The organism is Serratia sp. AS12 (assembly GCF_000214195.1).
In the GTDB taxonomy this organism is placed as follows: domain Bacteria; phylum Pseudomonadota; class Gammaproteobacteria; order Enterobacterales; family Enterobacteriaceae; genus Serratia; species Serratia plymuthica.
Map to the genome: position 1 here is coordinate 3927736 of NC_015566.1, position 25595 is coordinate 3953330.

The window sequence follows — 25595 nt, forward strand, 5'->3', positions numbered from 1 at the left end:
TTACTCGCTACAGGGAGCATATGTCATGGTGATGAAGAATTACCGAGTATTGATCGTCGACGACCATCCTCTGATGCGCCGCGGCATCAAACAGCTGCTGGGGCTGGACCCGTGGTTTACCGTGGTGGCCGAAGCCAGTGACGGCAACGAGGCCATTGCCCTCGCGTTGCAGCACACGCCGGACGTGATCCTGCTCGATCTGAATATGAAAGGGCTGTCCGGTCTGGACACGTTGAAAGCGCTGCGCAATGAGGCCGTCGATGCGCGCATCATCGTGCTGACGGTTTCCGATTCGCGCAGCGACGTCTATGCGCTGATCGACGCCGGTGCCGACGGCTATCTGCTGAAAGACAGTGAACCGGAACAGCTGCTGGAACATATTCGCGCGGCGTCGGAAGGCCAGAACGTGATCAGCGATGCGGTGGCGGACTATCTATCATCCCGCAGCGAACAGCACGATCCCTTCGCCGAACTGACCGAACGCGAGCTGGACGTGTTGCGGGAAGTGGCGCGCGGCATGTCAAACAAACAGGTGGCGGCACAGCTGCACATTTCCGAAGAAACGGTGAAAGTGCATATCCGCAACATGCTGCGCAAACTGGACGTCCGTTCACGCGTGGCGGCGACGGTGATGTATCTGGAACACAAGAGTCAATGATGCTTCCCCCGGCATGCCGGGGAAAGTCTATTCGATGGCGGCAAACAGCGCCTGATGATGCTGGTGGATCCAGCTCTTGTTGAGTGGCCCCCAGTTTTCCAACTGGTAAAAACCGTCGTTATTGCGCACGCCCTGCTGCACGAACTGCAACTCCACCCCCAGGCCAGGCAAGGCTTTCAGCACATCTTGCAGCGTACGGCGCGGCCAGCCGGTCAATTCCATCAGACGCGGGACGTTTGGCCGTTCACTGTGGCTGATCAGCCAACACAGATAAAGGCGACGGGCAAATACCGGGTTAATTTCCATGCCAAGCTCCTGCTTTGCGGTGAGTCCTGATTGTTTTCCGGGAACCTTGATCGGCCAGGCCCTTGATAGTCATAAAATTGTCTTAATGACGTTTTTCACTGGCATTGGGACGTCATTGCCGATTTCTACTACCGTTATTTACATTATCTCCTTTTTTTCTCCACGCTTTACTCCCCCTTCGCGAGTAAAGTGCAATAACGCCGGAATCCTTCCCAGCCGCTGGTAAACGCAATCCAGATGCGTCTTAAAGATAGAACAAGTCATAACGAGGTTCGCGCTGCATGGCCAATTTTTTTATTGATCGCCCGATTTTCGCCTGGGTTTTGGCAATTATTCTTTGCCTGACCGGCGCTTTGGCGATCTTTTCCCTACCCGTTGAACAATATCCGGACCTTGCGCCGCCGAACGTTCGCATTAGCGCCACTTACCCTGGCGCCTCTGCGCAAACGCTGGAAAACACCGTTACCCAGATTATCGAACAGAACATGACCGGGCTGGACAACATGATGTACATGTCGTCGCAGAGCACCAACACCGGGCGAGCCACGGTGACGCTGACCTTTGAGGCCGGCACCGATCCCAACGAGGCGATGCAGCAGGTGCAAAACCAACTGCAGGCGGCGATTAAACGGCTGCCGCAGGCGGTGCAAACTCAGGGCGTGACGGTATCAAAATCCGGTGATACCACGCTGATGATGGTGGCGTTCGTTTCGACCGACGGCAGCATGGACAAACAGGATATCGCCGATTATCTGGTGTCCAATCTGCAAGATCCGCTCAGCCGCATCAACGGCGTGGGCAGCATGGACGTTTACGGTTCGCAGTACGCCATGCGCATCTGGCTCGATCCCAACAAGCTGACCAGTTACCAGCTCACTACTGAGGACGTGGTCACTGCCATCAAGTCCCAGAATGCCCAGGTGGCGGTCGGCCAGCTCGGCGGCACGCCGTCCGTCGACAAGCAGGCGCTTAACGCCACCATTAACGCCCAGTCGCAACTGCAGACGCCGGAACAGTTCAAGCAAATCACCCTGCGGGTCAATCAGGACGGTTCGCTGGTGACGCTGGGCGATGTCTCCACCATCGAGCTGGGCGGCGAAAACTATGACTTCCTCAGTCGTTATAACGGCATGCAGGCCGCCGGCATGAACATCAAGCTGGCTTCCGGCGCCAACGAGCTGCAGACCGATCAGTTGGTGAAGGACAAAATCGCCGAGCTGTCGCAGTATTTCCCGCACGGGCTGGAGGCGAAGGTTGCCTATGAAACCACCCCGTTCGTTAAGGCCTCCATCAAAGACGTGGTGAAAACCTTGCTGGAAGCCATTGTGCTGGTGTTCCTGGTGATGTACCTGTTCTTGCAGAACTTTCGCGCCACGCTGATCCCCACTATCGCCGTGCCGGTCGTATTGCTGGGCACCTTCGCCATTCTTTCCGCCTTCGGATTCAGCATCAACACCCTGACCATGTTCGCCATGGTGCTGGCGATCGGCCTGCTGGTGGATGACGCCATCGTGGTGGTGGAGAACGTCGAGCGGGTGATGAGCGAAGAGGGCCTGCCGCCGCGCGAGGCCACGCGTAAATCCATGGGGCAGATCCAGGGTGCGCTGGTCGGTATCGCCATGGTGCTGTCGGCGGTGTTTATCCCGATGGCATTCTTCGGCGGCACCACCGGCGCGATTTATCGCCAGTTCTCGATCACCATCGTGTCCTCCATGGTGCTATCGGTACTGGTGGCGATGATCCTGACCCCTGCCCTGTGCGCCACGCTGCTCAAGCCGCTCGCCAAGGGCCATCACCACGGCAAGCGCGGCTTCTTCGGCTGGTTCAACCGCATGTTCAATCGCAATGCCGATCGCTACGAGCGCGGCGTGGCGCGCGTGCTGCATTTCAGCTTGCGTTATATGGCGATTTATCTGCTGCTGCTCGCCGGCATGGCGCTGCTGTTCATCAAGCTACCGAGCTCGTTTCTGCCGCAGGAAGACCGCGGGGTATTCACCGTACAGGTGCAATTGCCGCCGGGTTCAACTCTGCAACAGACCGCCAAGGTGGTGGAAAAAGTCGAGCACTACTTCCTGACCAAAGAAAAGCAGGATGTGCTGTCGGTGTTCTCCACCATCGGTGCCGGGCCGGGCGGTAACGGGCAGAACGTGGCGCGCATGTTTATCCGTTTGAAAGACTGGGATCTGCGCACTTCCGGCGCCAATACCTCTTTCGATATCATCGATCGCGCCACCCATGCGTTCAGCAAGATTAACGAGGCGCGGGTGATTGCCAGCAGCCCACCGGCGATTACCGGCCTGGGCAACTCCGCCGGCTTCGATATGGAGCTGGAAGACCACGCCGGGCTGGGCCACGCCAAGCTGATGGCGGCGCGCGACCAACTTCTGCAACTGGCGGGGGACAACCCGCTGCTGGCTCGCGTTCGCCATAACGGCCTGGACGACAGCCCGCAGTTGCAAATCAATATTGATCAACGCAAGGCGCAGGCGCTCGGCGTGGCCGTCGATGACATCAACAACACGCTGTCCACCGCCTGGGGCTCGACCTATGTCAACGACTTTGTCGATCGCGGCCGGGTGAAAAAGGTGTACGTGCAGGCCGCCGCGCCGTTCCGCATGCTGCCTGGCGATATCGACAAATGGTATGTGCGCAACGGCGCAGGCGGCATGGTGCCGTTCTCGGCCTTCTCGACCTCACATTGGGAATATGGCTCCCCGCGCCTGGAGCGTTACAACGGCAGCTCGGCGGTGGAGATCGTCGGCGAGGCGGCGGAAGGCGTCAGCACCGGCACCGCCATGGCCGAAATGGAGAAAATCGTCAGCCAACTGCCGACCGGCTTCGGCCTGGAATGGACCGCCATGTCCTATCAGGAACGGCTCTCCGGCTCGCAGGCACCTGCGCTGTACGCTATCTCGCTGCTGGTGGTGTTCCTGTGTCTGGCTGCGCTGTACGAGAGTTGGTCAATTCCGTTCTCGGTGATGCTGGTGGTGCCGCTCGGGGTGATTGGCGCCGTCGCCGCGACCTGGCTGCGCGGGCTGGAGAATGACGTTTACTTCCAGGTTGGGTTGCTGACCATCATCGGGTTGTCGGCGAAGAACGCCATTCTGATCGTCGAATTCGCCAACGAGCTGAATCACAAAGGGCAGGATTTGATGTCCGCCACGCTGGAAGCCTCACGCATGCGCCTGCGGCCGATTTTGATGACCTCGCTGGCCTTTATCTTCGGCGTATTGCCGATGACCATCAGCAGCGGTGCCGGCTCCGGCAGCCAGCATGCGGTCGGCACCGGGGTCATGGGCGGCATGATATCCGCCACCCTGCTGGCGATCTTCTTCGTGCCGCTGTTCTTTGTGCTGGTGAGGCGCCGCTTCCCGGGTAAACCCTTGCCGGTAGCAAACGCGGAAAACGCCGAATAGCAGACATAAAAAAGCAGCATCGGCACACCGATGCTGCTTTTATCTTGAACGAGAATGTCGTTCCCAAGGTGTTTTCAAATACCGACAAATAAACCATACCCTATACCCTATGAATTTCACGTTGCGGCTAGGCGGCCAGCTTGCTCATCTCCAGGCGCTTACTCCGGTAAGTAACTGGGGTGAGCCAGTGCAGCCAACAACGCTGCAATTTGAAATGCGACGGGTATTCAGTTTCAGCGCAGTGTCAGTTACCTAACATCTCATCGATGAAGTCTTTCCAGTTTCCTAATTCACGATCAACCATAATACTTTACAACCTCAATTATTAGACGAAGCGAATTCTACGCCTGTTTTTTGAGCAAGTGAAGCCTTTCGGGAACGATGCCGGCCACGGAAACCGGGGTTGGCGCACATTTTCGTATTAATCCTACCCCAGGGCATTTCGGCATATTCCCCGTTGCGATAAGCGTCATCGCTACCGCGTGCAGAAAGCATAAAAGCCGGTGCTGCGCCGCAAAATACCGACCGCTACCGGCAAGCGGCCAGATCAATCGCTCAAAAGCGTTTAGAAGTCCACGCGCAAGCCAAGGTTGTAGCGGCGTCCTTCAAGCTGTGGATATTCGCCCCAACTGGTGGTGCGCTTAGGGGCGGTATCGAAAATGTTATACACGCCGGCCATCACCTGAGTGTGCTTGTCCAGGCGGTAAATGACCCCGGCGTCCAACAGAGCATAAGCGCCATAACGGGTATGGTCGCCGGTATCCTCGTTGCGGCTGCGATAATTGACTTTGGACCACAGGTCCAGCGCCGAAGCCGCCGCCCACTTAACGGATAAGTTGGCCATGTGTTTCGGGAAGTCATTCAGCGCATAACCCTTGTTGACGCCGTTTTTCTGCTCGCTTTTGTTGAAGGTGTAGTTGGCGTTGAAGTTCAGCCGATCCGTGGCCTGCCAATCCGCATTGAGCTCCACGCCGTAAACATTGGCCTTGCCGATATTGAAATATTTATCAATGGATTCAGCGCTGTAACCGTTAACCACGCAAGGGGTATTCTCGCTCGCCTCGCAGATATTGACTTCAGCAATCTTGTCCTTGAAATCGGTATAAAATACCGTGCCGTCCAAAGACAGATCGCGGTTGTTATTCCAGTACAGCCCCAGTTCGGTATTCAGGCTGGTTTCTGGCTTCAGCTCGCTGTTGCCTACCGACAGGTAAGGGTAAGGCGGGTTGCTGCCACGCGGGGTGATGAATTGATCCGAATTTTCCCGCAGCGACGGTTTTTTATAGCCGGAAGAGACCCCGCCCTTGAGCGCCCAGGCTTCGTCCAGCATCCAGTTGCCGTAAAGTTTCGGGCTGATGTGGGTGCCGAAATAATTATCTCGGTCCATGCGCGCCGAGGTGGTCAGCGAGAAGTCATCGATGTTCCACTGCCCTTCGGCGAACAGCGCCCAACTGTCACGCGAAATTTTCGTCACCGGGTCGATGCCCGGCGCCCGTTTGTTGTCGGCGTAGAAGTCGTCATTGAGCGTTTCGCGGCTGTAGTTGCCGCCGAGAGTCAGGTTGTGCTCGCCGAGACTCAGTTTGGCCTGGCTGTTCAGAACGTAATTCTCGGTCTGAATATGCTGCGGCGCCAGTTGGGCGCTGTGGTAGGTGGATTCGCCTTTCTCATACTGGAAATAGCTGGTGGTGGCGACGGTATCTTCCGCATACCAGCCCGAGTGGGTCAGGCTGAGTGCGTCGCGATCGAAGTCCCATCCCCAGGGCGTGCCGCCGCCTTTGGCCGAGCGACTGCGCTTTTTCTCCCCTTTGGCGAGGTTCAGGTCGAACAGGTTGGTTTCGTTGGCGGCAAAGCCCAACGTCATGTCGAGGGACTTTTTGTTGTTCTTGCTGAAAGCGTTGGGTTTTTCATCTTCGCGGCGATCGAGATAATCTGCCGAAAGATTGAGTCCCAGCACGTCAGGCACCAGCGGTCCCATCAGGAACAGGTTGGCCTGCTGGGTATTGCCGAAATCCTGATGTTGCTGCAGGAAACTGTTACCGGCAATGGACCCTATCCATTCCCGCACGCCAAACGGCTTTTTGGTGATCACGTTGACCACGCCGCCAATGGAGTCGGAGCCATACAACGAGGACATCGGGCCGCGGATCACCTCAATGCGTTCAATGGCGGCCAAGGGCGGCAAAAAGCCGGCTTCGGTACCGATATTCTGGCCATACGGGCGCGACTCACCGGTATTTTGTTTGATGCTGTTCACCATGAACGAGGTGTAACTCGAGTCCATGCCGCGGATCATGATATCCCCTGAAACCTCGCTGCCGGCACCGCTGCTGACGAACACCCCAGAGACATCCTGCACCGCTTCGGCGACATCGCGGCTGTTTTGCTTTTCGAAAGATTTTTTATCGATAACCGAGATACTGGCGGGCGCATATTTCTTGTTCTGTTTGAACCCGGAGGCCGTAACCACCAGTTGGTCTTCCTGCGAAGCGCTATTTTCCTTCTCGGCCCCCTCTTCCTGCGCGTAAACCTGAGGCGCGCCCATCAATGCCAGAGCAATGACCGTCGCGATGCTGGAGCGTTTTCCCATGGATTGTTGATAAATCATCACTGTTCCTAATCGAGCCTGTTTCCGGTTGGTGTTGTAGCTCACAAAGCGCCCAATGCGGCAAACGTAGAGCGCGGGCGCGGCCTTGACCGCCACTGCGCACGGCGCTGTACCCACTTCTGAATGTTGTATTTTTATTTACAGTTCTTAACAAAAGCCGGGCGAATATAGCGGATATCTGCCAGCAATAAAAACGAAATGAAAATCATTACAATGAATAAACAAGCAGAAAAAAGGCGTAACAAACAGAACAAAAAATTCGATCATTTAAATAAACACGTTTTATTTCAATAAGTAAAACAAAATCAGATCAATGATTAATTAAATGATATTGATATTAATTATCAATATCATTAGCATCAACAAATCGTAAATTGATGTAAAGGAATGTCTATGTCGATGCACCTGATCGCCCCAACCAAAGGTTTTTCTCTCAGCGCCCTGACGTCTGCCCTGCTGCTGTGGTCTTGCTCAACGCTGGCTGCCGAACTGCCCGAAAGTCATTTTCAGACCAAACCGGTAGGATATGGCCTGTACGAATTGGCTTTTGACGGCGAAAACAACACCCTGTTTGCCGCCTCTACGCCGTCATTCGCCAAAGGGAAAAACACCGGTATCGTCTATCGGGTCAACCCGGCCACACTGGCCACCGACGCCAATATTCAGACCCAACGCCGCGCCTTCGCCACCGCGTTGGATGAACAACGGCATCTGCTGTATATCGGCAATACCGTGGACGGATCGGTGACGGTGATCGACACCCAGATAGGCAAAGAACTCGCCACCATTCAGCTCGATGAAAGCGTGAAAGAAGACCAGTTCACGCCAACGCGCGAGATGGTGCTCGATAAGAAAAACCAGCGTTTGTATGTCTCCGGCACCGCGAAAAAAGGCGTGTTGTGGGTTATCGATACCGCCAATCGGAAGAAAATCGCCACCCTGAGCAACATGGGCGAATACCCTACCGGCATGGCGCTGGACAGCGAACGTGGCCGCCTCTACTGCGTCAACGGCGGTGGCGAACTGATCACCCTGGACACCGCCAGCCACAAAATCCTGAAACGCGTGGTGGTTGAACCCGCCAAGAAACACTTCTTCCTCAACATCAATCTGGACAGCAAAACCGGCCGCGCTTTCATCACCGATCCCGATCTGCCGAAGGTGCTGGTTGTCGATGTGAATAGCGGGAAAATCCTGCACCAGATTGACGTGATCAATTCCCTGGCGGTGTTGTTCAACCCGGCGCGCAATGAGATCTACATCAGCCACCGTGAAGCCAAGCGCATCAGCATCGTTGACAGCAACAGCTACCAGGTGAAAAACAGCATCACTACCACCGCCTTGCCCAATAGCCTCGCGCTGTCCGCAGACGGCAATACGCTCTTCGCCAGCATCAAGCAGTCCAAAGAAGAGATGGAGAAGAAGCAGGACTATCTGATTAAGATCAACCTTGGCGGACTGTGAGACTTATCCATGACTAGTTTTATGATTCGCCTTTCCGGGGGAGCGCTGCTGTGCCTCCCGGTCATGGTTGCACAAGCGGCGGATACCGAGCGGACCGCCCGCACTCAGAAAGAAGATACCCTTGAGGTGGTCGCCTCGCCCTTTAGCGATGACGGCAGCACCGAGAACACCGGCTCCTATACCACCAAACAGATGACCACGGCGACCGGGTTGCCGCTGAGCATCAAGGATACGCCGCAGTCGGTCTCGGTGATAACTCGCCAGCAAATGGACGATCTCAACGCGACGTCGCTGAAGGAAATCCTGCGCTGGTCCACCGGGGTCAGCGAAAGCAATTACGATAGCGAACGCTCCTCGTTCAACTACCGTGGTTTCAGCGTTGATAACTACCAATACGATGGCGTCCCCACCTTCTTTGACTCCGGCTATTCCGGCGGAGAATCGGAGATTGACGCAATCACGCTGGATCACGTGGAGATTGTCAGGGGCGCTGCGGGTTTGCTGAACGGTAACGGTAATCCGGGCGCCGCCATCAACCTGGTCAGAAAGAAAGCCTCCAGCCTTTCACCTTTTGCCCGAGCCGAACTTTCCGCAGGTTCCTGGGACCGCTACCGGACCACGGTTGATGTCGGGACGCCGCTCAATGACGAAGGCACCGTCAGAGTACGTATCGCCGCGGCCGGCGAACGCGGCCGATCCTTTATGGAACGGCATCAGGAGCGCAAAGGCACCGTCTACGGCACGCTGGAGGCCGATCTGAGCAGCAATACCCTGCTGCGCCTGGGGGCCGATTATCAGCAAAACAGGCCGAAAACCTCCACCTGGGGCGGCGCTTTGCCGACAGGCTGGTTCAGCGACGGCAGTGAAATTAACTGGGATCGGCACTATAACGGCGCCTCTGACTGGTCAAGCTGGGATACCACCCTGACCACTCAGTTCGCCACTCTGGAACATGAGTTCGATAACGACTGGAAAGGCGTGGTCAACTATACCCACAGCCGCCAGGCGTTCGATGCCAAAATGGCGATGAGCCTCGGCGGGCTGATCGATCCGGCAACCTGGGCGGTACAACCTTCAAACCCTTATGCCGGGCGCTATGAAGGCTACCGTGATCAACATGCGATAGACATGAAGTTGAACGGTGACTTCACCCTGCTGGGCCGCAGCCACAAATTTGTGGTGGGTAACTCTTCCGCCTGGCAGCACAGTTACAGCACCTATCGCAGCGCCACTTACTCGCAGCAGTTCAGCGGTAGCCTGCGAGATTGGAACGGCGGCCAGGGCGAGCCTGAGTGGTCGGATAAAATGCCGCAAATGGATTACCGCACGCGGCAGATCGGCGTTTACGGCAGCGCCGATTTCTCGCTGACGGATCGGCTGGATCTGGTGCTCGGCGCCCGTTTCAACAGCTTTAAAAACACCACGACCACCACCGCGAACAAGGTCACTCCGTTCGTGGGAACCGTCTATAAGCTGACCGAACAGGTTTCCGCCTATGCCAGCTACACCGACATATTCAAGGATCAAAACCTGCTCGATAGCAGCGGCCACTACCTGGCGCCAATTGAAGGGGTGAATAAAGAGGTGGGTATCAAGGCCGCGCTGCTGGATGACCGGCTCAACGTTTCGCTGTCGGCGTTCCGCATCACGCAGGACAACCTTGGGGTGCAGGACGAGAACGCCGGCGATCCGAACTCGCTGGAACAGACCTATCATGAGAGCCAGGGCGCGACCAGCAAAGGGGTTGAGTTCGAACTGAGCGGTGAACTGGCGCAGGGCTGGAACGCCCAGCTCGGCATCACCCATTTCTCACTGAAAGACAAGGACAAGGTTAATCTCAACACCGAGCAGCCACGTACCCGCATCAACCTGTTCACCACCTATCAGCTGACGGGCGCTCTGCGCGATCTGACGCTGGGCGGCGGCGCACGCTGGCAGAGCAGCATTTACGCCAACGTCACCGGGGCCAACAACGGCGAGTTTGTGGACCGCAAGGCCGAGCAAGGATCTTATGTCCTGTTCGATGCGATGGCACGTTACAAACTCACCCCGCAGACCTCAGTGCAGCTTAACCTGAACAACGTTTTTGACGAGAAATACTACTCGCAGGCGAATTTCTACAGCACCCGCAACTATGGCGATCCGCGTAATCTGATGCTGACGCTGAAGCACGAGTTCTGATCGTCCTGCCCTAAAAAACCGGCCCCGGATAACGGGGCCGACCACGTTCTGATGCCTATATTTCTTGTAGGATGAATTCTTCCGTAGTAGCGTGCCAAGGGGAGAAAATCCTCCACTTTTCTGAGGCCATAACATGTCCCCTACGCTGACTATCGAACAATTGAAACAGCTGGGCCGCTATCAGGAAGCGACCGAACTGGCACAGCAACAGTTGCTGCAAAAACCGGAAGAGGCCGCGCTGCACTACCAATTGGCCTGCCTGTACGACGTACAAGGTTTTGAGCAGCAGGCGATCCCCTGCTACCTCTCCGCACTGGCTCGCACTCTGCCGGCGGCCCAGCGGCAGGAGGCCTGGCTTGGTCTGGGCAGCACCTACCGCGCACTCGGGCTGTATCAGCAATCGCTGGCCGCCTTCGACAATGGGCTGGCCGAGTTCCCGCAGGCCAAAGAGCTCACCCTGTTCCGCGCCATGACGCTGTACAACCTGGGGGAAACCAAACAGGCGGTGGCCGATCTGTTGCTTCTGTTGGCGGAAACCTCCTCGTATCGCGACATCAGCAGCTATCAGCGCGCTATCCGTCAATACGCCGCCGATCTGGACCGCATCGGCTAGGAGAGAAGCATGGAGATGGTGACCGACCCAAACCGCTACCGCATCGACTGGTCGCAATTGGCCGCGTTGTTGGCCGCCGCCGGGCTGGGCCAGCGTGATCCGCATCAGCTGCAGCGCGTTTATCAGCACAGCCAGTTTTGCTATTGGGGATACCTCGACGGCGAACTGGTGGCCACCGCCCACGCCATCAGCGACATGACCTCGGTCGCTTACCTGGCCGACGTGGCTATCCATCCCCACTATCAGGGCCGCGGTCTGGGCAGGCTGCTGATGGATCGGGTGATGCAGGATTTGGCGCCGCTCGGTAAAGTGTTTATCTATTCGGTACCCGACAAACTGGAATTCTATAAAAAGTACCACTTCCGCGAGCTGACTACCGGCATGGTCTATGCCGATGGCCCGGCGTTGGATCGCCTGCAACAAAATGGCTATGTGCGCTAAAAAAAGGGAAACCCAGAGTGATTATTGAGAATAAACTTTCTCCGCAAGACTGTGCGGGCATGGGCGATATCCGCGCGGAAATCGACATGCTGGACGAACACATCATTAAACTGATCGCCCAGCGCTTTGCCTACGTGAAGGCCGCCGCCAAATTCAAAACCAGTCCCGATGCGGTGCGGGCCAAAGAGCGCTTCGAAGCCATGCTGCAACAAAGAAGAGCCTGGGCCGATGAACAGGGCTTAAGCCCAGAAGTGATAGAAAAAATGTATCGCGACCTGGTTAATTATTTTATTGGCGAAGAGATGAAACACTGGTCGCGTGAAAACGGCGAAAAGTGAACGCAAGGGGAAATAGCGGCAAATGTCTGACTCATCCTGGCTTATCGAAACCGAGCTGAAAAGCAAAACCGTCAGCCTGATCCCGCTGCGCAAAGAACATGCGGCGGCGCTGGTGGAGGCGGCCGCTGATGGGCGCCTCTGGGAACTTTGGTTTACTTCGGCGCCCAACGAAAACACCGTCGATGATTATGTCGGTTTCGCCCTGAGCGAACAGACCGCCGGGCGGGCACTGCCGTTTGTCGTGGTGCATAACGACACGCAAAAGATTGTCGGCACCACCCGCATTTGCAATGCCGATGGGCACAACCGCCGCGTTGAAATTGGCTATACCTGGTACGCCAAAAGCCATCAGAGAACCGCCGTCAACACCGAGTGCAAACGCCTGCTGCTCGGTTATGCGTTCGAAGCGCTGGCGGTGATTGCCGTTGAGTTTCGCACCCACTGGCACAATCACGCATCGAGAACGGCTATCGCGCGTTTGGGCGCCAAGCAAGACGGCGTGCTGAGAAACCACCAGAAAAATGCGGATGGCAGCTATCGCGATACGGTGGTTTTCTCGATCATCGACCATGAATGGCCAATGGTTAAAAAAAGCCTGGAGTATAAATTACGCCAGACCAGGGAGTGATTGCCGCGGGTCAGCTCATAAGGTCTTCGACATAAAAATTCGGCTGGTGCCTGCCGGTAGGCAAGGCACTTCGCCAAAGCGCGTCCAACCGTTCAGTTCATAAAACCTCGGTGCCTGGAAGCTGATGGTGTACAGCACTGCGGAAACGCACCCCCTGCGGCGCCCTTCCAGCTCGAAGCGGCGCAGCAGTTCGCTGCCCAGGCCAGCCCCCCGCATTGATTCAGGCAGATAAAACAAATCCACAAACAGCAAGCCCAGCGAAGAGCGCCCGGTAATGCCGCCAAGCACCTCACCGCTGCTCGGGTCTTTCACCGTCACCGCCAGCGGGCGACGATCGCTGCTGCCGGTCACCTCATCGTTATACTGATTCAGCCCTTCCGCGATCAGCGCTTCTATTTTATCGACGGCGTACTCGGTGGTTTCGATACGGTATTTTTCCACATTACTCTCTCCGATAGGATGGCAGGTTGCCGCATTCAGATTAGCAAACATTTGCCACACTGAATGCGGCCTGAATTTTTTCGCCCTTTCCCTGGCTTTCGGACCATTGTACGGTGGAACTCCCCGCCATTTTTCGGCATGCTGGGCGCTGGTTTTCATTTTACCGCCACGGCGGTTTACCACTGGCGCCATGCCGGTGTTGGGTTGCAGAGAAGGTTCTTATTCCATGACGTTGACCATGTACGGCATCAAAAATTGTGACACCATCAAAAAAGCGCGCCGCTGGCTGGAAGAGCAAGGCGTGACTTATCAATTTCATGACTACCGCGCCGACGGGCTGGATGAACAGCAGTTGCGCGGGTTCGTCGAACGTCTGGGCTGGGAACCGCTGCTGAATACCCGCGGCACCACCTGGCGCAAGCTGGATGAAGCGCAGCGCAACGCCTGCGACAATGCCGATGCGGCCATCGCGCTGATGCTGGCGCAGCCGGCAATCATCAAACGCCCGCTGCTGGACGACGGCAAGGGGCACGCCCTGCTCGGCTTCAGCGCCGAAGGTTACCAGCAATTTATTTCTGAGGTAACAGCATGATTTGCCCGGTTATCGAACTGGCTCAACAGCTCATCAAACGCCCGTCCCTCAGCCCGCACGATGAAGGCTGCCAGGCGCTGATGATTGAACGTCTGGAAGCGATTGGTTTTACCGTTGAGCCGATGCACTTCGGCGACACCCTGAACTTCTGGGCCTGGCGCGGCGAAGGGCAAACGCTGGCGTTTGCCGGCCACACCGACGTGGTGCCGACCGGCGATGAAAAACGCTGGGACAACCCGCCGTTTGAACCCACCATTCGCGACGGCATGCTGTATGGCCGCGGCGCGGCGGACATGAAAGGTTCGCTGGCGGCGATGGTGGTGGCGGCGGAGCGCTTTGTGGCGGCCAACCCGTACCATCAGGGCCGCCTGGCGTTCCTGATCACCTCCGACGAAGAGGCCAGTGCCACTCACGGCACGGTGAAAGTGGTAGAAGCGCTGATGGCGCGCAACGAGCGCCTGGATTATTGCCTGGTCGGCGAGCCGTCCAGCACCGAACGCGTCGGCGACGTGGTGAAAAACGGCCGCCGCGGTTCGATCACCGCTAACCTGCACATTCACGGCATTCAAGGCCACGTCGCCTATCCGCACCTGGCGGATAACCCTGTGCATCGCGCCATGCCTGCGCTCAATGAGTTGGTGGCGACCGAATGGGATCGCGGCAATGAATTCTTCCCACCGACCAGCATGCAGATCGCCAACGTGCAGGCCGGTACCGGCAGCAACAACGTGATCCCGGGCGACCTGTTCGTCCAGTTCAACTTCCGTTTCAGCACCGAGTCAACCGACGCGACGATAAAACAGCGCGTGGAAGAGTTGCTGGAGCGGCATCAGCTGAACTACAGCATCGAATGGCGTTTGTCCGGCCAGCCGTTCCTGACCGCGCGCGGTGCGCTGGTGGACGCGGTGGTTAATGCCGTCGAACACTATTCTGAACTGACGCCGCAGTTGCTGACCACTGGCGGTACCTCAGACGGCCGCTTTATCGCCCAAATGGGGGCGCAGGTGGTCGAGCTGGGGCCGGTCAACGCGACCATCCACAAGGTCAATGAATGCGTGCACGCCGCCGATTTGCAGCTGCTGAGCCGCATGTATCAGCGCATCATGGAGCAGTTGGTCGCATGATCACGCCAACCATGCTCACCGGGCTCTCGACCGATCATCTGGCGCCGCTGAGCGGCAACCATCGCCTGCAGCCCGCGGCGGTGACCGCGTTCCTCGCCATGCAGCAGGCCGCGTTGGCGGCCGGGTTCGATCTGCAGCCCGCCAGCACATTTCGTGATTTCGATCGGCAACTGGCGATCTGGAATGGCAAATTCTGCGGCGAGCGCCCAGTATTAGATAAAGACAGTCGACCACTCGACATCGAGCCGCTGTCCGCCGCCGAGCGCTGCGAAGCAATCCTGCGCTGGTCCGCCCTGCCGGGCGCCAGCCGCCATCACTGGGGCAGCGATCTGGACGTGTACGACCCTTCTTTGTTACCGGAAGGGCAAAAGCTGCAACTGGAGCCGTGGGAATATGAGGAAGGCGGTTACTTTTATCCGCTCAATCAGTGGATGACGGAACATATGGCAGAATTTGGCTTTTACCGCCCGTTCACCGAAGACGGCGACGGCGTGGCGGTAGAACCCTGGCATCTGAGCTACCGGCCGCTGGCGCAGGAAGCCGAGCATCTGCTGACGCCAGCGCTGCTGCTGGCCGCCTGGCAAAATAAGGACGTTGCCGGTGCCGAATGGCTTGAACGCCATCTGCCCGCGATATTTTCACGTTTTATACGCAGTGAAGGAAAGGAGTAAACATGCAATGGTTAGCTGACTACTGGTGGATTATCCTGCTGATTTTAGCCGGGATGATCATCAGCGGGATCAAAGAGCTGCGTCGCGTCGACGTAAAACGTTACCTCGCCGATAAGCCGGAATTGCCGCCACACCGCGATAATAACGCCCAGTGGGACGACGAAGACGACAACTGGCCGAAGAAAAAACCTTAACCGCCTGTGTGCGCCGTCCCCCGAGGGCGGCGCTTCATTTTCGCCTCTTTCCCGCAGAAAAAAGAATCGACTTCTCAAAAAATTGCCTCTAGATTTAACCCTAATTGGTTAACGTGATGGTCATCACACTCCCAGCAGTTAAAACGGTCTGAATACAGACGGGGGTTAACCAAAGCACCACCCTCCACGGTAACGGCTACAGCATGGCATCAGCAGACTGATGTGACCCGATTTCAGATTCCCCTATTCTGAGGCTCGAGCTTATGGCTATTAATATTGCGCTAAACCACGTTACCGAATACCGCTACGACCGACGCATCAACCTGGGTCCCCAAGTCATACGCCTGCGCCCTGCCGCACACAGCCGCACCTCTATTCTGGCTTATTCACTGAAAGTGACCCCGGAAAATCACTTTATCAACTGGCAGCAGGATCCTAACGGCAACTACCTGGCCAGGTTGGTGTTCCCGGAAAAAACCGACCACTTCCGCGTGGAAGTGGATATGCGGGTTGAAATGTCAGTGATTAACCCCTTCGATTTCTTCCTGGAGCCGCAGGCGGAACATATTCCGTTTTGCTATTCGGAAGAGCAGAAAATCGAACTGGCGCCCTATCTGCACTGCCAGCCGCTGACCCCCGAGCTGGAAAGCTACCTGAGCAGCATCCCCGATGAAGCCCAGCGCAGCGCGGAATTCCTGGTGGCGATCAACCAGCAATTGCAGCAGCACATCGGTTACACCATCCGCATGGAGCCTGGCGTGCAGACGCCGGAAGAGACGCTGACCCTGCGCAGCGGTTCGTGTCGCGATTCCGCCTGGCTGTTGGTGCAGATCCTGCGCAACCTTGGTCTGGCCGCTCGCTTCGTGTCCGGTTATCTGATTCAACTGACGCCGGACGTCAAATCGCTGGATGGCCCGTCGGGGCCGGAGGAAGACTTCACCGATCTGCACGCCTGGACTGAGGTTTACCTGCCCGGTGCCGGTTGGATTGGCCTGGATCCCACCTCCGGGTTATTTGCCGGTGAAGGGCACATTCCGCTGGCTTGCACGCCGGAACCTTCCAGCGCCGCCCCCATCAGCGGCGCGATTGATGAGTGCGAATGCGAATTTGAGCACCTGATGGCCGTCGCCCGCGTGGACGAAGTGCCGCGCGTGACCAAACCCTATAGCGAGGAACAATGGCAGGCCATCGACGCGCTCGGTTATCAGATTGACAGCGATTTGCAGGCCAACGGCGTTCATCTGACGATGGGCGGCGAGCCGACGTTCGTCGCCGTCGACGATCCTGACGGCGATGAATGGAATACCGACGCTCTGGGGCCAACCAAGCGCCTGCGTGCTGCCGAGCTGTTCCAGCGTATGCGTGAGCGCTACGCCCCCGCCGGGCTGGTGCATTTTGGTCAGGGCAAATGGTACCCCGGCGAGCAACTGCCGCGCTGGTCGCTCAACTGCTTCTGGCGTCGGGACGGCGAGCCGCTGGCCGATCCGGCCATGTTTGCCGATGAACGCGAACCTTCTGCGGTCACCACCGGGCAGGCGGCGGATTTCCTGCAACGCGTCGCGCAGTATCTGGAGGTTTCCGGCCAACATATCTTCCCGGCTTATGAAGACCCGCTCTACTACCTGTGGCGCGAACGACGTCTGCCAGACAATGTCGACCCGTCTGACTCCCGGCTGGAAGATCCGCTGGAGCGGGCGCGGTTGCACAAGGTGTTTGAACAAGGTCTGGGGGCTATCATCGGCCAGGTTCTGCCACTGGCCAGAGAAGAGAACCAGCCGTGGCAAAGCGGCTCCTGGTTCCTGCGCAGCGAGCACTGCTACCTGCTGCCGGGGGATTCACCGCTGGGTTACCGTTTGCCGCTGGATTCCCAACCCTGGGTGCATAAAAGCGACTATCCCTACATTCACAGCGCCGATCCGCATCAGTCTTTCCCGACGCTGCCGGCCTATCGCCAACTGCTGCAACCGCATTCATCTGCAGCCGACCATGCCCAACTTCAGCCGGTAACCCAGCGCCCGGAGCAAAAACAGTCAGCGGACTGGATTGCCCGTACTGCGTTGTGCGCCGAGCCGCGCAACGGTATTCTTTATCTGTTCATGCCGCCGACGCGCACGCTGGAAGATTACCTGCAGGTGGTGGAGGCCATTGAGGCCACCTCGCTCTCAATGGGTATTCCGGTGGTGCTGGAAGGTTACGAACCGCCTTCTGACCCGCGTCTGACCTGTTTTCGCATCACCCCCGATCCCGGCGTCATCGAAGTCAACATTCAGCCGGCGGCCAGTTGGGGCGAACTGGTGGAGCAGACCACCTTCCTGTACGACGCCGCACGCCAGTCGCGCCTGACTACCGAAAAGTTCATGATCGATGGCCGCCATACCGGCACCGGCGGCGGCAACCATATGGTGATGGGCGGCGCCACCCCGGCGGAAAGCCCGTTCCTGCGCCGCCCGGACGTGCTGCGCAGCCTGATCGGTTATTGGCATAACCACCCGTCGCTTTCCTATCTGTTCTCCGGCCTGTTTATCGGCCCGACCAGCCAGGCACCGCGCATTGACGAGGCGCGTAACGACTCGGTTTATGAAATGGAAATTGCCTTTAGCCGCTTCCCGGAGGCGGGCGAGGAAGCGCAACCCTGGCTTATCGACCGTCTGCTGCGCAACCTGCTGATCGACTCCAGCGGCAATACCCACCGGGCGGAGTTCTGCATCGACAAGCTCTATTCGCCGGATGGCCCCAGCGGCCGCCTTGGGCTGCTGGAACTGCGCGCTTTTGAAATGCCGCCGCATGCCCGGATGTCGCTCACCCAACAGCTATTGCTGCGGGCGTTGCTGGCCCGTTTCTGGCAGCAACCTTATCAACCGGAGCGGCTGCGCCGTTGGGGCACCGAACTGCACGATCGCTTCATGCTGCCGCACTTTGTGCGCCAGGACTTTAACGACGTACTCGCCGAACTGCGTGAATTTGGCTACCCGTTTGAAGCCACCTGGTTCGACGCACACTTCGCCTTCCGCTTCCCGCAGCATGGCGAATTCTCCGCCGACGGCGTCCAGGTGCAAATCGATCATGCACTGGAACCCTGGCATGTGATGGGCGAAGAAGGTGCAAGCGGCGGAACCGTGCGCTATGTTGACTCATCCGTCGAGCGTCTGCAGATCAGAGTCACCGGGTTTAATGACGATCGCCACCAGGTGACCGTCAACGGCCACCCGGTGCCGCTGCAACCCACCGGCAACGTCGGCGAGGCGGTCGGCGCCGTTCGCTACCGGGCATGGCAACCCGCAGCCAGCCTGCATCCCACCATTGGTGTACACGCGCCGCTGACCGTGGAACTGGTGGATACCTGGATGCAACGTTCGCTGGGCGGCTGCCAATACCACGTCGCCCATCCGGGTGGACGCAGCCACGATACCCACCCGATCAATGCCTATGAGGCGGAGGGCCGCAGGCTGGCGCGTTTCTTGCAGATGGGTCATACGCCTGGAAAGTTAACCATCGAACCCCAGACGCGCAATCCGAACTTCCCGTTCACGCTCGATTTGCGCTGGAAATAAACGTTCGATACAGGAAGGGCGCAAGTCGGTACCAGGAAGGTGCCGGCCTGCGCCGCAAGGGAGCTGCCGTCGCAAGGCCTCATGGAAAACGGGAACGCAATGCCTATGCCGCAATCACTATTTACCCGCTATCGCCACTCGCAAGCACACTATGACGAGCTGTTTGCCGGCGAGGCAACCTTTCGCCCGCACTGGCAGCGTTTTGCCGCCGAGCTGGCCGCCTATCCGGACGAACAGCTGCAAAGCCGCCTCAACCACGTGGCGCGCCAGATTTTCGAAAACGGCGTCACCTACAACGTCTACGCCGATCCGCAAGGGGTTAAACGCCCCTGGGAACTGGACCTGTTGCCGCAGATTATTCCCCACGACGAATGGCAGCAGATAGAATCCGGCATTGTCCAGCGTGCGGAACTGATGAACCGTATTCTGGCCGACGTGTACGGCGAGCAGACCCTGCTGCGCGATGGCCTGCTGCCGCCTGCGCTGGTGCATGGGCATGCCGGCTTTTTGCGCCCGGCGCACGGCATTCGCTGCCCGGGCAACGTTTATCTGCATCTGTACGCCGTCGATCTGGCCCGTTCCGCCGATGGCCGCTGGTGGGCGCTGGCCGATCGCGCCCAGGCCCCTTCCGGCGCCGGCTACGCGCTGGAAAACCGCACGGTGATCTCCCGCGCCTTCCCGGAACAGTTCCGGGACCTGAAAGTACAGCGGCTGAATACCTTTTTCCGCACGCTGCAACAGAGCCTGCGCCACTGGGCACCGTTCGCCGCCGGTGATGGCGAAGCCCCGCACATCGTGGTGTTGACCCCCGGCCCTTACAATGAAACCTATTTCGAGCATGCCTATCTGGCGCGGCATCTGGGATTCCCGCTGGTAGAAGGCCAGGATCTGATGGTGTCCCAGGGGCGCGTCTGGCTGAAAACCCTGGATGGCCTGCAGCGTGTGCATGTGATTTTACGGCGGCAGGATGATGACTTCTGCGATCCGCTGGAGGCGCGCCCCGACTCTTCGCTGGGCATTCCGGGGCTGATCCAGGCGGCGCGAGAAGGCCAGGTGCTGATCGCCAATGCGCTCGGTTCCAGCCTGATTGAAACCGGCGCGCTGTACGGCTTTCTGCCAAACCTCAGCCAACAGATCCTCGGGCAACCGCTGCTGTTGCCTTCGGTCGCTTCCTGGTGGTGTGGGGAAAGCACCGCAAGGGAAACGGTGCTGGAAAACCTGCCTAACCTGATTGTCAAAGGCGCTTTCCCGCAGTTGCGCATCAGGACCTGCATCGCCGGCGATCTGAGCGCCACCGAGCTGGCTCAACTAAAGGAACGCATCCGCGCGCGCCCTTACAACTATGTCGCCCAGGAGTTGATCGGCCTGTCGCAGGCGCCGGGGCTGTCCCCGCGCCCGCCCTACCAGTTGCAAAACCATGCCACCTGCCTGCGGGTATTCGCCGTCGCCACCCCAGACGGCTACCGGGTGATGCCCGGCGGCCTGACCCGCATCTCCGGCCCCAACAGCCGCCAGATCGTGACCATGCAGCAGGGCGGCGGCAGCAAGGATACCTGGGTGCTGGCACCGCCTTCCGCGCCACCGCCGCGGCCCGGCGTGCTGAGGCAAGAGTTGCCGCCGACCGGCCACACGCTGTCCACGCGGGTGATTGAAAACTTGTTCTGGCTGGGCCGCTATACCGAACGCTGCGACAATATCGCTCGCCTGCTGCGTACCACCCTCACCCTGCGGCTCGACGAAGACGAAGGCAGCGAACAGCAGCATAAAGCCGTGATGGAGCTTTGCCTGCACTACGGTCTGCTGCCGAACGACGAAGCCTCTCCGCTGGAAGAACTGGCACCGCAACAGTTGAACACCCTGCTGCTGGAAGCGCTGTTCAACCCGGAAATTCCACAGGGGTTTGCCGGCACGTTGCAGCAACTGCTGCGTATCGGTTTTCAGTTGCGTGAGCGGCTTTCGCTGGACAACTGGCATATCCTCAACCGGCTGGCCAAGGATCTGGAACAGCGCCATCAGGCCCAGCGCTGGAACCTGGCGGAGGCGCTGGCGTTTCTCGATCAGGCGATCGGGCATATGATGGCGCTCTCCGGTTTTGCGCTGGACGGCATGACGCGTGACGTAGGCTGGCGCTTCCTCAGTATTGGCCGTCGGCTGGAACGCTTGCAGCAGGTGACGCATATGCTGACGCTGGTGCTGGACGATGACGAAGTGCGCAACGCCGGGCTTGAATGGTGGCTGGAGTTGTGCGACAGCACCATCACCTACCGCTCCAGTTATCCGCAACGGCCGGAGCTGGTCACCGCCCTGCCGCTGTTGTTGACCAGCCAGGAGAATCCGCGCTCGGTGATGTTCCTGCTGAAGGGGCTGGTGGAGTACCTGAAAAAACTGACCGACCAGTTCGGGCCTTTTACCGATCAGGCCATTTTCGATCTGCCGGAGAAAATTGCCGGCCTGGGTAACGCCGGGTTTGCCGGCGGCCCACACCCCTTGTCAGAATCGGTGTCGCAGTTGCAACTGGCGCTGGACCGGCTGTCCGATCAGATTGGCCTGCGCTTCTTCAACCATGGCCCCCACTACAGCACGGGAAACGACGAATGAGCCAAAGCCAAACTCAAACTGCCGGCCAATCTCTCACGCCCACCGACGGAAGCCGCTATAGCGTCAGTCACGTGACCGAATACCAATACAGCCTGCCGGTGCCGCATTCGCGCCAGTTGCTGCGGCTGTCGCCGCGCAATCTGGCCTGGCAACAGTGTCACGCTTCGCGGATCCAGGTAGATCCGCAGCCCGATGAATGGTTTGAACTGGACGATTTTTACGGCAACCACCTGGTGCAATTCGCCCTGCGAACGCCGCATACCCAACTGACCGTGCGGGTGGATTCGCAAGTGCTGGTCTTGCCGCACGCCGCACAATGGGTGGCGGAAAACAGCCTGTCCTGGGAGCGGGTACGCCAACAGTTGGCCAACGGGGGAACCGAGGTGTTGGATCCCATTCAATACCTGTTTCCTTCCACTTTTATTCCCATCGATAACGCACTGAGCCACTACGCCCTGCCGAGCTTTACCCCGGAACGGCCTCTGCTGTCGGCGTTGCTGGATTTTACCGGGCGCATTTTCAACGACTTTACCTTTGATCCGACGGCCACCACCATCGCCACGCCGGTAGAAACTCTGTTGCGGGAGAAGAAAGGGGTTTGTCAGGACTTTGCTCACCTGCAGATTGCCTGCCTGCGTTCGCTGGGGTTGGCGGCACGCTATGTCAGCGGCTATATCCTCACGCAGCCGCCGCCAGGGGAGGAGCGAATGATTGGCGCGGATGCCTCTCACGCCTGGGTGTCGGTTTATTGTCCGCCCTATGGCTGGGTAGATATCGATCCGACCAACAATGTGTTGGCCGATACCCAGCACATTACCGTGGCCTGGGGCCGCGATTTCGGCGATGTCAGCCCGATGCACGGCATTATTTTTGGCGGGGGCGCTCACCAGTTGGACGTTCAGGTTACGGTGATGCCGCAATGACAGCGGGCGCAGCATAGCCACGCCCGTCAGGGGAATATTAACGAAAGGCGATCAAATCGCCACGTTTGCCAAACAGCGCTTCATCCCAGTAGCGCTGCGGGATGTAGTAGTGCAACCGCTCGAGGGCGTTATTCATCATGCCCTGATTGATGCCGTGCCCGACGCCCTGCTCAACGTCCAGCGTGAAATCCACGCCGATGGCCTGCAACCGTTCCGCCGCCGCTTTGGCGTGCTGCACGGCGATCACCGCATCCTCTTCGCCGTGGATCAAATGCACGACGCTTTCGCCGAAGGCTTGATCCGGCAGGCTGGCAAAGCGCCCGCTGAAGGCCACCACGCGGCCGGCCAGTTTAGCCTCCGCTTTCAGGGCTTCCAGCGCCATGATAGATCCCTGAGAAAAACCGACCAACGCGGTACCGGCGTAACCGACGCCGCTCTGCTGTTGCCAGTAACGCACGGTTTCGACGAACTGCGGCATCACCTGTGCAATCCGCTCGGCGCGGTTCTCTTCAGTCACGCCCTGAACCGAAAACCACTGGCGGCCGTTGCCGTTATCGAAAGCCACCGGGCCGCCGATACTAACGACCTGCGCCTGCGGGAAATCTTTGGCGAAGTAGCTGCCGATCTCGCCCATTGCCACCGGGTTATCGCCGACACCGTGAAACAGCAAGATCAGCTGTACCGCCGGTGTTGCCGGGCTTTGGACAACGAAATGCTCATGTTTCATGGTGACTCCTCGTCTTCATCAGATGTCGCCCGGAGGTTCCGGGCCGTTGGCGTCTACTATACGCCGCTGAGAAATCAGGAAAATCGGGTTTTATTGAACAACATTGTCGATTTATTGCAATGATTGCGACTGAGCCCAGTTGCGCCAGCGCAGGCAGTGCTGCGCCTCCAACTGTTCGAGCGCCTGCGCCGCCTCCAGCCGCCAGTACCGCAGCAAGGCTTTTTGGCCGCTGAGGCCAAACTGCGTCACGCAGTCTGCCGTCGTCCTTTGCTGTTGCAGATGCCCACGCAGCGCGGGCAGCGGCAGGCCGCTCGCTAACAGTAAACGTTGCAGCGCACCCAGGCTGGCCTCCAGCGGCCGGTGGGCGAAGGAAAAACCGGCCAGTTCACGCCAGTCATCCTCACTCAGTTGCGTATCGCCGTCATCGCCGGTGATCTCCAGTTGCAGATCAACCCGTTGCTGCAACCAGCGCCAATCGCGCGCCAGGTGTTTATGCGCCGCATGCCGCAGCGCTTCCCCCTGCTCGCTCAACGCCAGGATGGCCATGGCGGCATAGCAGCCGCTGCTGGCCTCCGTCTTGCTGCCGATACGCACCAGTTCAAAACCGCAGGATTGCCAAAAACGCCACAGCGGTTCGGTGTAGCCAAAACTGACCGAAAGGAAATCCAGCCCCTGCGCCCGTTGACTCTGCTGCGCGATCAGACTGCGGGCAATGCCCTGTTGGCGCAGAGCGGGCAGCACCGCAATGCGGGTGATGCGGCGCGACCGCAACGTCGGCGCCCACCACTGGCCGCCATGCGCCGCCAGCGACTGAGCCACCAGGTTGCCGCGCGGCCGCCGTCGGCCCGCCCAGACCTCATGCGCCAGTTCGGCGCTCAGGCCCCCTTCATCCACCAGCCACAACGCGCCAACCACGTCGTCTTCCACCTGCGCCACGCCAAAGTGCATGCCGGGCGCATCCATCAGCCGCCGTAGATCGAACGGCGAGGTGCGGTAATGGGCGCTGCTCAGCAGAGCGTAAAAGCGCGTCAATCGTTGGGGATCGGCGCACAGCGCGCTCTGTTCGACCAGGCTGACACTGGCGGCCTGCGCGGTCGCTCGCCATTCCGGTTGTTCATTGAACAACAGAGCATTATCTATCACCCGTTCCAGCGCATCGCCCGGTGCCCAGCGCATGGGGTGCTGTAAAGCTAACGGCCGGAACGAAGGTAGCCCGGCACAAAATTTCAGCAAAAATCCCCGGCCGGTGCCTTCATAGCCCTGTACCGTGGTCGTCAGCAATACACGGGGGAAATAACTGACCAACCGCTGCAACAGTGGGCCCGGAATAGCCGCAGCCTCGTCCACCAGCAGCCAGCCCACGTTGCTGACGTCATGCTCGCGGCAATGGGCGAGCAGCGCGTCCGGCGCCCAGAACTGCGCGCGCCCCTGTGCCCATTCGCCGGCGACGTCGGTGGCGGAACGGCTCGGCCCGGTCATCCAGCAGGTGAGCGGCGTATTCGCCACCAGCATGCCCGCCAGCGTTGACTTGCCGCGACCACGTGCCGCGGTCAGCACCCAAACGCCCGCCGAGGCATTCAGCAGTTGCTCCAGTAGCCTTTGTTGTTCGGCGGTGGGGTGGCCATCGGGTGCTTGCCAGGGCGGGCGCTCCGGTAATGCCGCCAACGCCAGCGCCTCATCCTGTCGCCAGAGCGTAACTTCACTGTCCGCCGCCAGATGGCGTTGCAGATGACGGATAAAATGCGGGGTGGTGATAGGCTGTGGACAATCGCTCCAGCGCAGGCTGTCGGCATCCGGTTGCTGATGCCATTGACGCCAGGGCGGCGTCAGCAACAACAGCCAACTGCCGGCGCGCAGCGTGCCCGCCAGCGCCGCCAGGGCTTCAACATCCAGGCCCATTGTCGCGTCAAACACCGCATGCAGCCGCTCTTGGCCCAACAGGGTTCGCACCGCGCCGCTCGCCAGAGGTTGCAAGCCGGTGGGCGGGTTTTCTCCCACCCACGGCCAGTCGCCCGGCAGGCTTGCAGCCAGCTGTTGCGCCTGTTGGTGGCACCATTGCGGTTCGCCGCTGAGCACCAGCAGGCGCCTGATGCCCTGCTGCCGCATGAGTTGTTGCATTGCCTG

General features: G+C 58.8%; 21 protein-coding genes. 15 read left to right on the forward strand and 6 right to left on the reverse strand.

Annotated features, from left to right (window positions below; genetic code table 11):
* Positions 1-25: 25 nt before the first annotated feature.
* Positions 26-658: a two-component system response regulator NarL gene (narL, locus tag SERAS12_RS18395; protein ID WP_013814037.1), complete on the forward strand. Its 633-nt coding sequence runs from the start codon at positions 26-28 to the stop codon at positions 656-658.
* 27 nt (positions 659-685) lie between these two features.
* Here the strand turns inward: narL and SERAS12_RS18400 are convergent, their stop codons facing one another.
* Complete coding sequence (locus tag SERAS12_RS18400; RefSeq protein ID WP_013814038.1) at positions 686-964, reverse strand: helix-turn-helix domain-containing protein; 279 nt, start codon at positions 962-964, stop codon at positions 686-688.
* Positions 965-1245: 281 nt separating this feature from the next.
* Here SERAS12_RS18400 and acrD point away from each other — a divergent pair, with 281 nt between their 5' ends.
* Positions 1246-4380, forward strand: a complete 3135-nt coding sequence (acrD, locus tag SERAS12_RS18405; RefSeq protein WP_013814039.1) for a multidrug efflux RND transporter permease AcrD — start codon at positions 1246-1248, stop codon at positions 4378-4380.
* Between the two features lie 244 nt (positions 4381-4624).
* Here the strand turns inward: acrD and ypfM are convergent, their stop codons facing one another.
* Both ypfM and SERAS12_RS18410 read right to left on the reverse strand, forming a co-directional pair.
* The gene (ypfM, locus tag SERAS12_RS26700; protein ID WP_100396732.1) at positions 4625-4684 is read right to left on the reverse strand and encodes a protein YpfM; all 60 of its coding nucleotides are present in this window, start codon (positions 4682-4684) and stop codon (positions 4625-4627) included.
* Positions 4685-4945: 261 nt separating this feature from the next.
* A complete protein-coding gene (locus tag SERAS12_RS18410; protein ID WP_013814040.1) occupies positions 4946-6985 on the reverse strand; it encodes a TonB-dependent receptor domain-containing protein in 2040 nt (679 codons plus the stop codon).
* Between the two features lie 393 nt (positions 6986-7378).
* On the opposite strand from SERAS12_RS18410, the gene SERAS12_RS18415 reads away from it, so the two are divergent.
* The 6 genes from SERAS12_RS18415 (at position 7379) to SERAS12_RS18440 (ending at position 12650) form a co-directional block, all read left to right on the forward strand.
* Positions 7379-8449 carry a YncE family protein gene (locus SERAS12_RS18415; RefSeq protein ID WP_013814041.1) on the forward strand — a complete coding sequence of 357 codons (1071 nt, stop codon included), beginning with the start codon at positions 7379-7381 and terminating at the stop codon, positions 8447-8449.
* A gap of 9 nt (positions 8450-8458) precedes the next feature.
* The gene (locus SERAS12_RS18420) at positions 8459-10630 is read left to right on the forward strand and encodes a TonB-dependent siderophore receptor (protein ID WP_013814042.1); all 2172 of its coding nucleotides are present in this window, start codon (positions 8459-8461) and stop codon (positions 10628-10630) included.
* Between the two features lie 133 nt (positions 10631-10763).
* Entirely contained in the window at positions 10764-11243 is a 480-nt protein-coding gene (locus tag SERAS12_RS18425) for a tetratricopeptide repeat protein (RefSeq protein WP_013814043.1), read from the forward strand.
* 9 nt (positions 11244-11252) lie between these two features.
* On the forward strand, positions 11253-11684 hold the full coding sequence (locus tag SERAS12_RS18430) for a GNAT family N-acetyltransferase (RefSeq protein ID WP_013814044.1): 432 nt from the start codon (positions 11253-11255) through the stop codon (positions 11682-11684).
* Positions 11685-11701: 17 nt separating this feature from the next.
* The gene (locus SERAS12_RS18435; RefSeq protein ID WP_013814045.1) at positions 11702-12022 is read left to right on the forward strand and encodes an isochorismate lyase; all 321 of its coding nucleotides are present in this window, start codon (positions 11702-11704) and stop codon (positions 12020-12022) included.
* Between the two features lie 22 nt (positions 12023-12044).
* Positions 12045-12650 (forward strand): GNAT family N-acetyltransferase, encoded by a 606-nt coding sequence (locus SERAS12_RS18440; protein WP_013814046.1) that lies wholly within the window; start codon positions 12045-12047, stop codon positions 12648-12650.
* A 15-nt stretch (positions 12651-12665) separates the two neighbouring features.
* Here the strand turns inward: SERAS12_RS18440 and SERAS12_RS18445 are convergent, their stop codons facing one another.
* Positions 12666-13091 (reverse strand): GNAT family N-acetyltransferase, encoded by a 426-nt coding sequence (locus SERAS12_RS18445; RefSeq protein WP_013814047.1) that lies wholly within the window; start codon positions 13089-13091, stop codon positions 12666-12668.
* A gap of 226 nt (positions 13092-13317) precedes the next feature.
* Here SERAS12_RS18445 and SERAS12_RS18450 point away from each other — a divergent pair, with 226 nt between their 5' ends.
* The 7 genes from SERAS12_RS18450 (at position 13318) to SERAS12_RS18480 (ending at position 22744) form a co-directional block, all read left to right on the forward strand.
* Positions 13318-13683: an ArsC family reductase gene (locus SERAS12_RS18450; protein ID WP_013814048.1), complete on the forward strand. Its 366-nt coding sequence runs from the start codon at positions 13318-13320 to the stop codon at positions 13681-13683.
* Positions 13680-14807, forward strand: a complete 1128-nt coding sequence (gene dapE, locus SERAS12_RS18455; RefSeq protein ID WP_013814049.1) for a succinyl-diaminopimelate desuccinylase — start codon at positions 13680-13682, stop codon at positions 14805-14807. Before SERAS12_RS18450 ends, dapE begins: the two co-directional genes overlap by 4 nt.
* The gene (locus tag SERAS12_RS18460) at positions 14804-15478 is read left to right on the forward strand and encodes a M15 family metallopeptidase (protein ID WP_013814050.1); all 675 of its coding nucleotides are present in this window, start codon (positions 14804-14806) and stop codon (positions 15476-15478) included. The genes dapE and SERAS12_RS18460 overlap by 4 nt, the downstream gene beginning before the upstream one ends.
* Positions 15479-15480: 2 nt before the next feature.
* Complete coding sequence (locus tag SERAS12_RS18465; protein ID WP_004951808.1) at positions 15481-15672, forward strand: YpfN family protein; 192 nt, start codon at positions 15481-15483, stop codon at positions 15670-15672.
* A gap of 263 nt (positions 15673-15935) precedes the next feature.
* Complete coding sequence (locus tag SERAS12_RS18470; protein WP_013814051.1) at positions 15936-19223, forward strand: DUF2126 domain-containing protein; 3288 nt, start codon at positions 15936-15938, stop codon at positions 19221-19223.
* Between the two features lie 105 nt (positions 19224-19328).
* Positions 19329-21821, forward strand: a complete 2493-nt coding sequence (locus SERAS12_RS18475; RefSeq protein ID WP_239440948.1) for a circularly permuted type 2 ATP-grasp protein — start codon at positions 19329-19331, stop codon at positions 21819-21821.
* Positions 21818-22744 (forward strand): transglutaminase family protein, encoded by a 927-nt coding sequence (locus tag SERAS12_RS18480; protein WP_013814053.1) that lies wholly within the window; start codon positions 21818-21820, stop codon positions 22742-22744. Before SERAS12_RS18475 ends, SERAS12_RS18480 begins: the two co-directional genes overlap by 4 nt.
* Before the next feature lie 37 nt (positions 22745-22781).
* On the opposite strand, the gene ypfH is transcribed toward SERAS12_RS18480, so the two are convergent.
* Together ypfH and SERAS12_RS18490 are read right to left on the reverse strand one after the other, a co-directional pair.
* Positions 22782-23471 (reverse strand): esterase, encoded by a 690-nt coding sequence (gene ypfH, locus SERAS12_RS18485; protein WP_013814054.1) that lies wholly within the window; start codon positions 23469-23471, stop codon positions 22782-22784.
* A gap of 111 nt (positions 23472-23582) precedes the next feature.
* The gene (locus tag SERAS12_RS18490) at positions 23583-25577 is read right to left on the reverse strand and encodes a tRNA(Met) cytidine acetyltransferase TmcA (protein WP_168157932.1); all 1995 of its coding nucleotides are present in this window, start codon (positions 25575-25577) and stop codon (positions 23583-23585) included.
* Positions 25578-25595 lie beyond the last annotated feature (18 nt).

Bases quoted from the DNA above. Each gene is read 5' to 3' on its own strand.
- narL (WP_013814037.1), top strand. From the start codon at position 26: ATGGTGATGAAGAATTACCGAGTATTGATCGTCGACGACCATCCTCTG.
- SERAS12_RS18415 (WP_013814041.1), top strand. From the start codon at position 7,379: ATGTCGATGCACCTGATCGCCCCAACCAAAGGTTTTTCTCTCAGCGCC.
- SERAS12_RS18440 (WP_013814046.1), top strand. From the start codon at position 12,045: ATGTCTGACTCATCCTGGCTTATCGAAACCGAGCTGAAAAGCAAAACC.
- SERAS12_RS18490 (WP_168157932.1), bottom strand. From the start codon at position 25,577: ATGCGGCAGCAGGGCATCAGGCGCCTGCTGGTGCTCAGCGGCGAACCG.
- SERAS12_RS18430 (WP_013814044.1), top strand. From the start codon at position 11,253: ATGGAGATGGTGACCGACCCAAACCGCTACCGCATCGACTGGTCGCAA.
- SERAS12_RS18400 (WP_013814038.1), bottom strand. From the start codon at position 964: ATGGAAATTAACCCGGTATTTGCCCGTCGCCTTTATCTGTGTTGGCTG.
- SERAS12_RS18460 (WP_013814050.1), top strand. From the start codon at position 14,804: ATGATCACGCCAACCATGCTCACCGGGCTCTCGACCGATCATCTGGCG.
- SERAS12_RS18450 (WP_013814048.1), top strand. From the start codon at position 13,318: ATGACGTTGACCATGTACGGCATCAAAAATTGTGACACCATCAAAAAA.
- SERAS12_RS18425 (WP_013814043.1), top strand. From the start codon at position 10,764: ATGTCCCCTACGCTGACTATCGAACAATTGAAACAGCTGGGCCGCTAT.
- SERAS12_RS18465 (WP_004951808.1), top strand. From the start codon at position 15,481: ATGCAATGGTTAGCTGACTACTGGTGGATTATCCTGCTGATTTTAGCC.
- dapE (WP_013814049.1), top strand. From the start codon at position 13,680: ATGATTTGCCCGGTTATCGAACTGGCTCAACAGCTCATCAAACGCCCG.
- SERAS12_RS18470 (WP_013814051.1), top strand. From the start codon at position 15,936: ATGGCTATTAATATTGCGCTAAACCACGTTACCGAATACCGCTACGAC.
- acrD (WP_013814039.1), top strand. From the start codon at position 1,246: ATGGCCAATTTTTTTATTGATCGCCCGATTTTCGCCTGGGTTTTGGCA.
- SERAS12_RS18480 (WP_013814053.1), top strand. From the start codon at position 21,818: ATGAGCCAAAGCCAAACTCAAACTGCCGGCCAATCTCTCACGCCCACC.
- SERAS12_RS18410 (WP_013814040.1), bottom strand. From the start codon at position 6,985: ATGATTTATCAACAATCCATGGGAAAACGCTCCAGCATCGCGACGGTC.
- ypfH (WP_013814054.1), bottom strand. From the start codon at position 23,471: ATGAAACATGAGCATTTCGTTGTCCAAAGCCCGGCAACACCGGCGGTA.
- SERAS12_RS18420 (WP_013814042.1), top strand. From the start codon at position 8,459: ATGACTAGTTTTATGATTCGCCTTTCCGGGGGAGCGCTGCTGTGCCTC.
- SERAS12_RS18475 (WP_239440948.1), top strand. From the start codon at position 19,329: ATGCCGCAATCACTATTTACCCGCTATCGCCACTCGCAAGCACACTAT.